Here is a 12,371-nt window from a genome sequence, read left to right as displayed (position 1 = left end):
TCCGCGAGCGCGCAGTCGACACCGGCCTCCAGATAGAAGGCGAGCAGCTCTCGGACGGTGGGTGCGGGTTCGGGGATCATGGGAAAGTCTGACTTTTATATCACCTTGGACGGCCTTGCATCCCGGCGGAACGCGATTCCGAGGTTGTCCTACCCGGAAAAATCGGAAACAAGAGGGCGCAAACGACCAAGGACCGTCTCAAGGGCTGAGATCAGATGAGCACCGAAGAACTTCCCCCGCGCGAATCCATGGAATTCGACGTCGTCATCGTCGGCGCCGGCCCGTCGGGTCTGTCGGCCGCGATCCGGCTCAAGCAGCTCAACGCCGAGCTCAACGTCGTCGTGGTGGAGAAGGGCTCCGAGGTTGGTGCGCACATCCTCTCGGGCGCCGTGATCGATCCCGCGGGCCTTGACAAGCTGATCCCGGACTGGCGCGAGGATGCCGACTGCCCGCTGAAGACGCAGGTCAAGGACGACCGCTTCTACTGGATGACCGGCGGCGGCGCGATCAAGCTGCCGAATTTCATGATGCCGCCGCTGATGAACAATCATCACTGCTACATCGGCTCGCTCGGCAATGTCTGCCGCTGGCTGGCGCGCAAGGCCGAGGCGCTTGGCGTCGAGATCTATCCGGGCTTTGCGGCGGCCGAGGTGCTCTATGACGAGGAGGGCAAGGTCAAGGGCATCGCCACCGGCGACATGGGCATCGGCCGCGACGGCAAGCCGAAGGATTCCTTCACCCGCGGCATGGAATTGCTCGGCAAGTACACGCTGTTCGCCGAAGGCGCCCGCGGCAGCCTGACCAAGCAGCTCATCAACAAGTTCGCGCTCGACGCCAAGAGCGAGCCGCCGAAGTTCGGCATCGGCCTCAAGGAGGTCTGGCAGATCGATCCCGCCAAGCACCAGAAGGGCTTGATCCAGCATTCATTCGGCTGGCCGCTTGACCTCAAGACCGGTGGCGGCTCGTTCCTTTATCACTACGACGACAATCTCGTCGCCGTCGGCTTCGTCGTGCATCTGAACTACGACGATCCCTATCTGTCCCCATTCGACGAATTCCAGCGCTTCAAGACCCATCCCTCGATCCGCGGCACCTTCGAAGGCGCCAAGCGGCTCGCCTACGGCGCGCGCGCGATCACCGAGGGTGGCTATCAGTCGGTGCCGAAGCTGAGCTTCCCCGGCGGCGCGCTGATCGGCTGCGCGGCTGGCTTCGTCAACGTGCCGCGCATCAAGGGCGTGCACAATGCGATGGGCACCGGCATGCTGGCTGCCGAACATGTTGCGGCCGCGCTCGCCGCCGACCGCGCCAATGACGAGCTCGTCGAATACGAGAACGCCTGGCGTTCCTCATCGGTCGGCAAGGACCTGTTCCTGGTCCGCAACGTCAAGCCATTGTGGTCGAAGTTCGGCACCGTGCTCGGCGTCGCGCTGGGCGGCTTCGACATGTGGTGCAATACGCTGTTCGGCGCCTCACTGTTTGGCACGCAGTCGCACGTCAAGCCCGACCGCGCCACGCTCGATTCGGCCAAGAGCCACGCGCCCAGGAACTACCCGAAGCCCGACGGCAAGATCACGTTCGACAAGCTGTCCTCGGTGTTTTTGTCCAACACCAATCACGAGGAGGACCAGCCGATCCATCTGAAGGTCACGGACATGAACCTCCAGAAGACGTCCGAGCACGACGTCTATGCCGGCCCCTCGAACCGCTATTGCCCGGCTGGCGTCTATGAATGGATCGAGGAGGGCTCCGGCCCGCGCTTCCAGATCAACGCCCAGAACTGCGTTCACTGCAAGACCTGTGACGTGAAGGATCCCAACGGCAACATCACCTGGGTTCCCCCGGAGGGCGGCGGCGGCCCGAACTACGAGGCGATGTGAGGACATCGCAGGTGACCAAGCGCACGTTCCCGTGAGGACGGGGCTGCGGCGACCCGCCGCGGCCACGATAAGGCCATAGTGGCGGCGTCTTGGGGCGCTGGCGCGGTTTCAATGGGCCGGTTTGGGCGTGCGGAGGGGATCTTCCCGGGTCCGAATCCTTGCGGCGAAGCGCCAAAAGCGGCATTGTCGGCCTGACGGTTCCGGGCCCGGATGTCACCGGCCGCGTTCGCTTGCGATACGGTCTTCTGCTGCAAACCCAGGCACCACCCAACTCAAGGCGAGCCCTGATGTTTTCAAATCGTTTCAACCGCTGGACTGCTGCCGCCATCGCCCTCATGGGCACCGCGATCGCGACGGTCCCCGGCGCGGTCCTGGCGCAGACGCCGGATCATCCGGAAAACACGGCGGCGCAATTTCCGACGCGAAACGATCTGAAGTCGCTCACCGGCGCCGGCAGCTATCTCGCCGCCCGCCATGCTAGCGTTGAGCGCGACGCGACCTCGGCCGCCGCATTCTACCGTTCGGCGCTCCGCACCGATCCCAAGAACAACGAGCTGCTCGACCGTGCCTTCATCTCGTCGGTCGCCGACGGCGACATCGAGGAGGCGGTCAAGCTCGCCGAGCGCATCCTCACCATCGACAAGACCAACCGCGTCGCCCGTCTCGTCGTCGGCGTGCACGATCTCAAGCTGAAGAAGTACGTCGCGGCGCAGACCAACATCAACCAGTCGATCCGTGGTCCGATCACCGATCTCGTCGCCACGCTGCTGTCGGGCTGGGCCGCCTATGGTGCGGGCGATGCCAAGGGTGGTGTCGCCACCATCGACAAGCTGACAGGTCCGGAATGGTATCCGCTGTTCAAGGATCTCCACACCGGCATGATCCTGGAGCTCTCCGGCAAGGAGAAGGACGCCGGCACGCGCTTCGAGCGCGCCTACAAGCTCGACGATTCCATGCTGCGCGTGACCGAGGCCTATGCGCGCTGGCTGTCGCGCAACAAGGATTCCGCCGCGGCTACCAACATCTATCAGGCCTTCGACAAGAAGCTCGCGCGCCATCCGCTGATCCAGGAAGGCCTGCGCGAGACCAAGGCCGGCAAGAAGATGCCGCCGCTGGTCGATTCCGCGCAGGCCGGCGCCGCCGAAGCGCTCTACGGCATCGGCGCGACGCTGACCCGCCGCGGTGGCGAGGATCTGGCGCTGGTCTATCTCCAGCTCTCGCTCTACCTGCAGCCGACGCATCCGCTGGCACTGCTGTCGCTCGCCGATCTCTACGAATCAGTCAAGCGGCCGAAGATGGCGATCAAGGTCTACGAGCGCGTGCCCGCCAACTCGCCGCTCAAGCGCAACGCGCAAATTCAGCTCGCCATCGATCTCGATTCCGCCGACCGCACCGACGAGGCGATCAAGATCCTCAAGGGCGTCACCTCGGAGGATCCCAAGGACCTCGAAGCCATCATGGCGCTCGGCAACATCGAGCGCGGCCGCAAGCGGTTCGGCGATTGCGGCGCGACCTATTCACGAGGCATCGAGGTGCTGCCGCCCGGCAACGACAAGGCCAACAGCGTCTGGTACTATTATCGCGGCATCTGCCAGGAGCGCTCCAAGCAATGGGCCAAGGCCGAGGCCGACATGAAGAAGGCGCTGGAGCTGCAGCCCGATCAGCCGCACGTCCTCAACTATCTCGGCTATTCCTGGATCGACCAGGGCGTGAATCTCGACGAAGGCATGAAGATGATCAAGCGGGCCGTCGAGCAGCGTCCCGACGACGGCTACATCGTCGATTCCCTCGGCTGGGCCTATTACCGCATCGGCAATTTCGAGGAGGCAGTGAAGAACCTCGAACGCGCGATCGATCTCAAGCCCGAGGATCCGACCATCAACGACCACCTCGGCGACGCCTATTGGCGCGTCGGCCGCACGCTGGAGGCAAAATTCCAGTGGTCGCATGCGCGCGATCTCAAGCCCGAGCCGGAAGAGCTGCCGAAGATCGAGGCCAAGATCGCCAACGGCCTTCCCGACGACAATTCGAACTCTTCTGCGGCGCAGGCCGAAAAGAAGAAGGACGACGGCAAGGGCGGCTAAGCTAGGCGCATGATCCGGAAAAGTGTGGAGCGGTTTTCCGATCAGATCATGCGCAAACAAGTGAGTCTTGGGGGCTGATCGCCAATGTCGGCGTTGATTGAAGAGGGACGGGCGAAGGTCAATTTGAGCCTTCGCGTCGTCGGCCGTCGTGCCGATGGTTATCATGATCTCGAAAGCGTGGTCGCGTTTGCCGACTGCGCCGACCGGCTCACCTTGGAGCCGGGCGGGGAGCTGAAGCTCACCACGACTGGGCCGCTGGCTGCCGCCTGCGGCGACACAGCCGACAATCTCGTGCTCAAGGCCGCCAAGCTCCTTGCCGAGGCGATCCCTGGCCTGCAGCTGGGCGCCTTCGCGCTCGACAAGGTGCTCCCTGTTGCAGCCGGCATCGGCGGCGGCTCGGCGGATGCCGCGGCCGCGCTGCGGCTCCTGGCGCGTCTCAACGATCTGTCGCTCGATGATCCCCGCATTCAGAAGGTCGCGCTCGCAACCGGCGCCGACGTGCCGGTGTGCCTCCTCTCGCGCGCCTGCGACATGACCGGCGTCGGCGAGCAGCTGCTGCCGCTCGCGCTGCCGAGCATGCCTTGCGTCATGGTCAATCCGCGTGTGCCTGTCGCCACCAAGGACGTGTTCCAGGCGCTGGGCCTGCGCAACGGCGAGCTCCTGGTCGGCGTCACCGACGTCATCCGCGCACCGGCCTGGCCCGGCGAAGGCGGCTCGATTTCCGATTGGGTCGAGGTTCTCGACACGGTCGCCAACGATCTCGAAGCACCCGCGCTGCGGATCGAGCCTGTGATCGGCGAGGTGCTGGACGCCTTGCGCGATTCCGCCGGCGTCAAGCTCGCCCGCATGTCCGGCTCGGGCGCGACGTGCTTTGCGATCTACGGCGCATCTGAGGAGGCACATGCCGCGGCCGAAACGATCCGGCGCGATCACCCCGCCTGGTGGGTGCATGCGGGCACGTTGAGCTAGCCTTCGTCCTCGTTGAGCTCGAGAAACCGCCGGATCTCACCCAACACCTCCTGCGGCTTGTCGTGCTGCAGCCAGTGTCCCGCCCCGGCAATAGTCTTAACGCGCGCGTTCTGGAAGTATCGCTCCAGGCCGGCGGAGCGAGCGCCCGCTAGAAAGCTTTCGCCGGCATTGAGCAGCAGCGTCGGGCACGTGATCCGCGACCACAGCTCGATGTGATCGTCGGGCCAGAGCCGATGTGGCGCGGAGGCGCGCTGATAGGGATCGAATTTCCAGCTGTAGCTGCCGTCCTCGTTCTGCCGCGCGCCATGCCTGGCGAGATGCAGCGCGAGGTCCCGTGACAGGCGCTTGTTGTGAAGCACCATCTGCGCGGCCGCGTCCTCGAGGCTCGGATAGCGGCGCGGGGTGCGGTCTTGGAGCTTGTCGAGCTGGCCGACCCATCTGCCGATGCGCTCATGCGCCGGCGGCTTCGGTGTGTCCGGCAACATGGTCACGCCGTCGAGGACGACGAGCCTCGTGACCTGTTCGGGGAATGCGCCCGAAAAGATCAGGCTCACCATGCCCCCCATCGAATGGCCGATGAGAGTGACCTGAGGCGTGGCTAAGGTGCGAACCAGCTGCGCGACATCGTAGACATATTCGGTGAGTGCGTAGCTGCCGCCTTTCGTCCAGTCGGAATCGCCGTGACCACGGAGATCGGGCGCAACGACGCGAAAATGCGGTTGCAGCGAGCGCGCGATGTGATCCCAGCTGCGGCAATGATCGCGGCCGCCGTGCACCAGGATGGCGGTGGGTGCGCCCTCGTTGCCCCAGTCGGCGTAGTGCAGCCGCAGGCCGTGCGATTCATAGAAGCGGCTTTGCGGGGCGCTAGCCATTGGCCGGCCGCCGCGCCAGGGCGAGCGAGAGGCCGAGGCCCGCGATGAAGACGCCGGAGCCCTGCGTGAGGCGACGCATCAGAAGCGGCCGTCCGGTCAGCTGCGCGCGCGTCGCGGAGGCCATCAGCACCACCACGACATCGGCGAGCGTGTTCAGGGCCACGGAGATCGCACCGAGCAGGATGAATTGCAGCGTCGGGTTCGAGTCCGACGGATCGAGAAACTGTGGAATGAAGGCGAGGAAGAATGCCGCGGTCTTCGGATTGAGCGCTTCGACCAGCACGCCGTCGCGAAACGCGCGCTTGTCGCCGATCGGCTCGCTCCCGAGCGACAGGTTGTTGCCGGCGCTGCGAAACGTCTTGATGCCGAGCCAGACCAGATAGAGCGCGCCGACGAATTTCACGGCGGCAAACAGCTCCGCGCTGGCCAGGATGATGGCGGAGATGCCGAGGCTGCCCGCGACCACATGAACCAGTCCGCCCAGCGCCGTGCCCGCGGTCGAGGCGAAGCCGCTGCCACGCCCCTCCGACAAGGTTCGCGCCGCGACGTAAAAAATGCCAGGGCCGGGAACGGCGGCAATGAGGAGAGCTGCGGCCAGGAACAGCCAGAAATTCGTTTCGATCATGCCGTTTTCGTAGCGAAGCCGGCGGCGATTGCAAGACCTCTTGCTTAGCCCAGCCGGCGCAAGATCACGCTGGCATTGACCCCGCCGAAGCCGAACCCGTTGGAGATGGCATGCTGCATCGGCATTGGCCGCGCGCTGCCTGCGACGATATCGATGCCTTCGGCGCCCGCATCGGGGTTTTCGAGATTGAGCGTGGGCGGCGCGATCTGGTCGCGCAACGCGAGCACGGTGAAAACCGCTTCCAGCCCGCCGGCGGCGCCGAGCAGGTGACCCGTGGCCGATTTGGTCGCGCTCACGGCAATGCCGCGGTTGCGGCCGAACAGCGCGCCGATGGCGCCTAGCTCGCTTTCGTCGCCGGCCGGTGTCGAGGTCGCGTGCGCGTTCAGGTGCTGCACATCCGCGGGCGCAAGCTTGGCCTGCCGAAGCGCGATCTCCATGGCGCGGCGGGCACCATCGCCATCCGGCGGCCCCGAGGTCATGTGATAGGCGTCCGCGGTCGTGCCGTAGCCGACAAGCTCGGCGATCGGCGTCGCGCCGCGCGCCTGCGCATGCTCCAGCGCCTCGATCACCAGGATGCCGGCGCCTTCGCCCATCACGAAACCGTCGCGGTTGCGATCGAACGGACGCGAGGCGCGCGCAGGCTCGTCGTTGAAGCCGCTCGACAGCGCGCGAGCGGCCGCAAAGCCGCCGAGACTGACGATATCGATGCAGGCCTCCGCGCCGCCGCAGATCGCAACGTCAGCTTCGCCTGATCGGATCATGCGCGCGGCATCGCCGATCGCCTGCACGCCGGCGGCGCAGGCCGTGACGGGCGCGCCCAGCGCGCCCTTGTAGCCGTACTTGATCGAGACGTGGCCGGCGGCGAGATTGGCGAGGAACGAGGGGATCGTGAACGGCGACAGCCGGCGCGCGCCGCGTTGCGCGGTGATGCGCACCGCCTCCGCCATGGCGGGAAAGCCGCCGACGCCAGAGGCGATGATCGTCGCGGTGCGCTCGAGCGCGCCAGCATCCTGCGGTGTCCATTTGGCTTGCGCGACGGCTTCTGCCGTCGCGAGCAGCGCGAACAGGATGAAGCGGTCCATCTTGCGCTGATCCTTGGGCGCGGCAGCCTGCGCCGGATCAAAACCGCCTTCGGCATCATCGGTCTTATCGGGCACGAGGCCTGCAATGCGCGCCGGCAGCGCCTCTGCCCATTCCGGCAACGGGCGCAGCCCGCTTTGCCCGGCGAGCAGCCGCCGCCACGTCAATTCGACGCCGCAGCCAAGCGGCGACACCGCGCCCATTCCCGTCACGACGATACGACGCATGTCAGTCTCCAGCCGGCGCGACGGCCGGGTTCATGGCCTTGAGCGAAGCAAGCCGTGCGCGCATGCCGCGGCTGGCGCGGGGACCTGCGACGACGACCGCATTGGCCAGCGTGATCGGGCGCTTATCGGCGGCATCGACCAAGAGCGGCTCGAGCGGGCGGACATCGTCGCGGCTCGCCAGCAGGATGGATTCGCCTTTCGGCGCCAGATGCTTGTTGCCCCAGGCGAAAAGCGTAGCGATCACGGGGAAGAAATCCCGCGCCTTGTCCGTCAGCACATATTCGTAGCGCGGCGGGCGCTCCTGATAGCGGCGACGCACGAACATGCCGCTTTCGGTGAGATGCGAGAGCCGCCGCGACAGGATGTTCGGCGCAATGCCGAGGCTTTGCGAGAACTCGTCGAACTTCGTCGCACCCTGAAATGCATCGCGCAGAATCAGGATGCTCCACCATTCGCCGACCGTCTCTACCGCGCGGCCGACCGGGCATTCCAGGATCGAAGGGGATTTGGGTTGCATGCGGGCAAGGTAGGTCAGTCACTTGCAAAATGCAAGTAACTGCGCGGGGAGCCATGTGGAGCGAGTGAGGCTGGGTTCTGCTGATGAGATGAAGCGCGCTCTCGTGCCCCGGACGCAGCGCAGCGCCTCCTAGCGGTGCGCTGCAGAGCCAGGGCCATATTGCTCACGATTGCGGATGTCGCATGGGTCCGGCTCTGCGCAGCAGCGTTTCACGCTGCAGCGCGTCCGGGACACGAGAGCGAGCGGTGCCGTCGCGGCGTACTCCGTCATTGCGAACGCAGCGAAGTAATCCAGACTGTTTCCGCGGCGGGATTCTGGATTGCTTCGCTACGCTCGCAATGACGGGTGCAGGGAGCGCGCAAAGCGTGAGCGTCAGTCGCCTAATGCGACCTTGCCAAGCAGAACGCCACGACCTGCTCCAGCGCGCTCTTCATCGGCGAGGGCGGGAACAGCGCCAGCGCATCCACGGCCATGGCGCCGTAGTGCTGGGCGCGGATCAGCGTGTCCTCGAGCGCGCGGTGCTTGTTCATCAGGCCGATGGCGTGATCGAGATCGGAATCGCCGATCTCGCCGCGCTCGAGCGCCCGGATCCAGAAGGCGCGCTCGGTGTCGTTGCCGCGGCGGAAGGCGAGCACGACGGGCAGCGTGATCTTGCCTTCGCGGAAATCGTCGCCGGTGTTCTTGCCGAGCTTGGCGCTCTTGCCGCCATAGTCGAGCACGTCGTCGACGAGCTGGAAGGCGATGCCGAGATTCATGCCGACCGAGCGGCAGGCAGTCTGCTCCGCCTTCGGGCGGTTCGCGATCACGGGGCCGACCTCGCAGGCGGCGGCGAACAATTCGGCGGTCTTGCCGCGGATCACGGCGAGATATTCGTCCTCGGTGGTCGCGGTGTTCTTGGCGGCGGCGAGCTGCATCACCTCGCCCTCGGCGATGGTGGCGGCCGCCGCGGAGAGGATGTCGAGCGCGCGCAGCGAGCCGACCTCGACCATCATGCGGAAGGCCTGCCCGAGCAGGAAGTCGCCGACCAGCACGCTTGCCTCGTTGCCCCAGAGCATGCGCGCCGACAGCTTGCCGCGGCGCATCTCGCTCTCGTCGACCACGTCGTCGTGCAGCAGGGTGGCGGTGTGCATGAACTCGACGCTGGCAGCCAACTTGATGTGGCCGTCACCGGTGTAGCCGGCGAGATTGGCCATGGCGAGCGTCAGCATCGGGCGCAGGCGCTTGCCGCCCGAGGAGATCAAGTGGTTGGCCACTTCAGGGATCATGGTCACGTCGGAGCCGGTCCGCGACAGGATCGTGGCATTGACGCGCTCCATGTCGGGAGCGACAAGGGCAACCAGCTCTTCGATCGACGCGCCGGGGGTTTCGAAAGGTACGATGACGGCCACGCCGGTCTCCAATATTTGCCCCGGAAGGGCTATTCTGATGGAAATACAATAGAAACTGGCGACGGATGCGGCAAGGGCCGCGGAACCATTGACATTTGCCGCGTTAGCCACTTTCAGGCAGGAGACCTCCGTTTTGCGTGAACTGGTTCGGACCAACGATATGGTGCTGGTGTCGGCGATTGGCGCGCTGCTCGACGGCGCCAACATCCATCATCTGGTGCTGGACCAGAACATGAGCATCATCGAGGGGTCTCTCGGCATTCTGCCGCGGCGGATCCTGGTTCATGAGGACGACGCCGAGGAAGCCAGGGCGCTCCTCACCGAGGCAGGCCTCAGCCACGAACTGCGCGGCGATGATTGAGGCCGCGGATATTACCGAGGACGCGTTTCTCGGCGGGCAGTTGCGCTTGATGCAGAAGCGGTCAGGCCACCGCGCCGGGCACGACGCCATCCTGCTGGCAGCAGCGACCGACGCTAAGGCGGGTGACCGCGTGGTCGAGCTTGGCGCCGGCGTCGGCACGGCGGGCCTTGCGCTGGCGCGGCGCGTCGCGGGGATCAGGCTCAGCCTGGTCGAGATCGATCCGGAACTGGCGCAGCTCGCGCGGGCCAACGCCGCCGCGAACGCGCTTCCTGCCGAGGTCATCGTGCTCGACGTCACCGCCGACGCGCAGGCGTTTGCAGCGAACGGACTTCTGCCCGACGGTTCCGACGCCGTGTTGATGAACCCGCCCTTCAACGATCCCGCACGCCATCGCGGCTCGCCGGATCAGGCGCGCCACACCGCGCATGTGGCGAGGGAGGAGACACTGCATGCGTGGGTGCATGCAGCCCGGCGCATTCTCCGATCGAGCGGCGTGCTGACCCTGATCTGGCGCGCGGACGGAATTGGCGACGTCATGGCAGCGCTGTCACGCGGCTTCGGCAGCCTCGCGATCCTGCCGGTTCATGGCGAAGCGGGAAAGCCTGCCATCCGGGTGCTGGTGCGCGCAGTCAAAGGCGGCCGGGCACCGACACAATTGCTGCCGGGCCTCATGCTCAACGAGGAGTCAAACGTGCCGAAGAAAGAGGTGAAGGATATTCTGGAGGGGAGGGCGGCGTTGCCGCTGGCGAGGCCGTGACGGCTTATTGCGGAAGCGATTCCGTCTGCTGCTCTTGCGGCGACGTAAAGTGAAGCGCCGTGAAAAGCGCACCGATCAGCAGCAACAGCAGATAGATCTTCATGGCGTTTCCTTCCGCTGCCTATTGCAGCTTCCCAACGCGGATTCTGCAAAACACGTTCCTGGCACTTTCAATGACACTCGCGTGATAAGAAATGGTTAATCAGAGGTAAGGCCATGGCCGAACAATTGAACGATCGTGAGAGTTCCGGCCTGGCCGACAAGCTCATGCAATATCTGCCGGCGCGCTTTCGTCCCGGCACGGCGGTCGTGCCGGTGGTGCGGCTGTCCGGTGTGATCGGTGCGGTGACGCCGCTGCGTCCGGGCCTGACGCTTGCCGGCGTCGCGCGGGTGCTCGAGCGCGCGTTTTCCTATCGGCACGCCAAGGCAGTGGCGCTGGTGATCAACTCGCCCGGGGGCTCGCCGGTGCAGTCGCGCCAGATCTACTTGCGCATCAAGCAGCTCGCCGCGGAGAAGAAGCTGCCGGTGCTCGTGTTCGTCGAGGACGTTGCGGCCTCCGGTGGTTACATGATCGCCTGCGCGGGCAACGAGATCATCTGCGATCCCTCCTCGATCCTCGGCTCGATCGGCGTGGTCGGCGGCAGTTTCGGTTTTCAGGAGGCGATCAGGCGGCTCGGCATCGAGCGGCGCCTCTACACCTCGGGCGAGCACAAGGCGATGCTCGATCCGTTCCTTCCGGAAAACCCGGATGATGTCATGAGGCTGAAGGCGATCCAGCGCGAGATCCACCAGATCTTCATCGCGCTGGTCAAGGAAAGCCGCGGCGCCCGGCTGAAGGGAGCCGACGATACGCTGTTCACGGGCGAATACTGGGCGGGGGACAGCGCGATCGCGCTGGGGCTCGCCGACAGCATCGGCGATCTCCGCTCAACTCTTCGTGCCCGTTATGGTGAGAAGGTTCTCACCCCCGTGATTGCGCAGCCGACCGGGCTGCTCTCCGGCCTTTTGGGCCGGAAATCGCCCGGCGCGGGGCAGCTTTCGGCCCTGGAATCAATGGCCGGGCTGCCGGACGAGCTGATCTCGGCGGTCGAGACGCGGGCGATTTGGGCGAAATTCGGGTTCTAGGTCTCGCGCTCCCGCGCCATTTCGCCCGGGCGGCGCCGATTGCGGCGCAGGTCCATCTGCGCAACAATGCGTGTGGGGGCTGAGCATGAGACGAGGATCGACCGATGCCGCCGTTCGTCGCTTTCGCGGGCGTCCTGGGCGGGCTTGCCGTGGTCCGCTGGGCCTACAAGACCGCCATCCGGATCAACCAGGAGCTGGAGGAGATGCGCCTGTCGCGCGTCACCGAGGCCGCCCGCATGGGGGATATCCAGACGCTGAAGCGTGACCCCGTGACCGGAGCTTACCGGCCGGGTTAGGGCACACCTCCACGCGTTCGTCATTCCGGGGCTCGCGAAGCGAGAACCCGGAATCCATCCGAACCACGGAGTGAGCGGCGCAATGGATTCCGGGCTCGCCCTGCGGGCGCCCCGGAATGACGCCCGAATCCGGCCCCTTCGCCTTGATTCCCATCCCCGCCGTCGATACGGTCCCGCGCTATTCAAAACCCCC

At 65.6% G+C, this 12,371-nt stretch carries 12 protein-coding genes; 7 read left to right on the top strand and 5 right to left on the bottom strand.

What is annotated here, in order from left to right:
• The first annotated feature begins 215 nt into the window (after positions 1 to 215).
• The 3 genes from XF30_RS32690 to XF30_RS32680 all read left to right on the top strand — a co-directional run bounded on the left by XF30_RS32690 (position 216) and on the right by XF30_RS32680 (position 4,930).
• Positions 216 to 1,877 (top strand): electron transfer flavoprotein-ubiquinone oxidoreductase, encoded by a 1,662-nt coding sequence (locus tag XF30_RS32690; protein WP_109144973.1) that lies wholly within the window; start codon positions 216 to 218, stop codon positions 1,875 to 1,877.
• Between the two features lie 287 nt (positions 1,878 to 2,164).
• Positions 2,165 to 3,961: a tetratricopeptide repeat protein gene (locus tag XF30_RS32685; protein WP_036024894.1), complete on the top strand. Its 1,797-nt coding sequence runs from the start codon at positions 2,165 to 2,167 to the stop codon at positions 3,959 to 3,961.
• A gap of 84 nt (positions 3,962 to 4,045) precedes the next feature.
• Positions 4,046 to 4,930: a 4-(cytidine 5'-diphospho)-2-C-methyl-D-erythritol kinase gene (locus XF30_RS32680; RefSeq protein ID WP_109144972.1), complete on the top strand. Its 885-nt coding sequence runs from the start codon at positions 4,046 to 4,048 to the stop codon at positions 4,928 to 4,930.
• Here XF30_RS32680 and XF30_RS32675 read toward each other — a convergent pair.
• The 5 genes from XF30_RS32675 to XF30_RS32655 all read right to left on the bottom strand — a co-directional run bounded on the left by XF30_RS32675 (position 4,927) and on the right by XF30_RS32655 (position 9,639).
• Complete coding sequence (locus tag XF30_RS32675) at positions 4,927 to 5,802, bottom strand: alpha/beta fold hydrolase (protein WP_109144971.1); 876 nt, start codon at positions 5,800 to 5,802, stop codon at positions 4,927 to 4,929. The genes XF30_RS32680 and XF30_RS32675 overlap by 4 nt on opposite strands.
• Positions 5,795 to 6,427 (bottom strand): LysE family translocator, encoded by a 633-nt coding sequence (locus XF30_RS32670; RefSeq protein ID WP_057026303.1) that lies wholly within the window; start codon positions 6,425 to 6,427, stop codon positions 5,795 to 5,797. Before XF30_RS32670 ends, XF30_RS32675 begins: the two co-directional genes overlap by 8 nt.
• A 44-nt stretch (positions 6,428 to 6,471) precedes the next feature.
• Complete coding sequence (gene fabF, locus XF30_RS32665) at positions 6,472 to 7,734, bottom strand: beta-ketoacyl-ACP synthase II (protein ID WP_109144970.1); 1,263 nt, start codon at positions 7,732 to 7,734, stop codon at positions 6,472 to 6,474.
• Between the two features lies 1 nt (position 7,735).
• Positions 7,736 to 8,251 (bottom strand): winged helix-turn-helix transcriptional regulator, encoded by a 516-nt coding sequence (locus XF30_RS32660; protein ID WP_109144969.1) that lies wholly within the window; start codon positions 8,249 to 8,251, stop codon positions 7,736 to 7,738.
• Positions 8,252 to 8,631: 380 nt separating this feature from the next.
• Complete coding sequence (locus XF30_RS32655) at positions 8,632 to 9,639, bottom strand: polyprenyl synthetase family protein (protein ID WP_036006386.1); 1,008 nt, start codon at positions 9,637 to 9,639, stop codon at positions 8,632 to 8,634.
• A 133-nt stretch (positions 9,640 to 9,772) separates the two neighbouring features.
• Here XF30_RS32655 and XF30_RS32650 point away from each other — a divergent pair, with 133 nt between their 5' ends.
• The 4 genes from XF30_RS32650 (at position 9,773) to XF30_RS32635 (ending at position 12,178) form a co-directional block, all read left to right on the top strand.
• On the top strand, positions 9,773 to 10,000 hold the full coding sequence (locus tag XF30_RS32650) for a putative signal transducing protein (RefSeq protein ID WP_008562067.1): 228 nt from the start codon (positions 9,773 to 9,775) through the stop codon (positions 9,998 to 10,000).
• Positions 9,993 to 10,757, top strand: a complete 765-nt coding sequence (locus XF30_RS32645) for a tRNA1(Val) (adenine(37)-N6)-methyltransferase (RefSeq protein ID WP_109144968.1) — start codon at positions 9,993 to 9,995, stop codon at positions 10,755 to 10,757. The genes XF30_RS32650 and XF30_RS32645 overlap by 8 nt, the downstream gene beginning before the upstream one ends.
• Before the next feature lie 216 nt (positions 10,758 to 10,973).
• Complete coding sequence (locus XF30_RS32640) at positions 10,974 to 11,882, top strand: S49 family peptidase (protein ID WP_036006373.1); 909 nt, start codon at positions 10,974 to 10,976, stop codon at positions 11,880 to 11,882.
• Positions 11,883 to 11,986: 104 nt separating this feature from the next.
• Entirely contained in the window at positions 11,987 to 12,178 is a 192-nt protein-coding gene (locus XF30_RS32635) for a hypothetical protein (protein WP_036006375.1), read from the top strand.
• Positions 12,179 to 12,371: the final 193 nt, after the last annotated feature.

Origin of the sequence: Bradyrhizobium sp. SUTN9-2 (genome assembly GCF_003122645.1) — a bacterium.
GTDB classification, from domain to species: Bacteria; Pseudomonadota; Alphaproteobacteria; order Rhizobiales; family Xanthobacteraceae; genus Bradyrhizobium; species Bradyrhizobium yuanmingense.
Note: the sequence above shows the minus strand (reverse complement) of the source record. Positions and strands in the feature narration are given on the sequence as shown.

Bases quoted from the DNA above. Each gene is read 5' to 3' on its own strand.
- XF30_RS32690 (WP_109144973.1), top strand. From the start codon at position 216: ATGAGCACCGAAGAACTTCCCCCGCGCGAATCCATGGAATTCGACGTC.
- XF30_RS32685 (WP_036024894.1), top strand. From the start codon at position 2,165: ATGTTTTCAAATCGTTTCAACCGCTGGACTGCTGCCGCCATCGCCCTC.
- XF30_RS32680 (WP_109144972.1), top strand. From the start codon at position 4,046: ATGTCGGCGTTGATTGAAGAGGGACGGGCGAAGGTCAATTTGAGCCTT.
- XF30_RS32675 (WP_109144971.1), bottom strand. From the start codon at position 5,802: ATGGCTAGCGCCCCGCAAAGCCGCTTCTATGAATCGCACGGCCTGCGG.
- XF30_RS32670 (WP_057026303.1), bottom strand. From the start codon at position 6,427: ATGATCGAAACGAATTTCTGGCTGTTCCTGGCCGCAGCTCTCCTCATT.
- fabF (WP_109144970.1), bottom strand. From the start codon at position 7,734: ATGCGTCGTATCGTCGTGACGGGAATGGGCGCGGTGTCGCCGCTTGGC.
- XF30_RS32660 (WP_109144969.1), bottom strand. From the start codon at position 8,251: ATGCAACCCAAATCCCCTTCGATCCTGGAATGCCCGGTCGGCCGCGCG.
- XF30_RS32645 (WP_109144968.1), top strand. From the start codon at position 9,993: ATGATTGAGGCCGCGGATATTACCGAGGACGCGTTTCTCGGCGGGCAG.
- XF30_RS32640 (WP_036006373.1), top strand. From the start codon at position 10,974: ATGGCCGAACAATTGAACGATCGTGAGAGTTCCGGCCTGGCCGACAAG.
- XF30_RS32635 (WP_036006375.1), top strand. From the start codon at position 11,987: ATGCCGCCGTTCGTCGCTTTCGCGGGCGTCCTGGGCGGGCTTGCCGTG.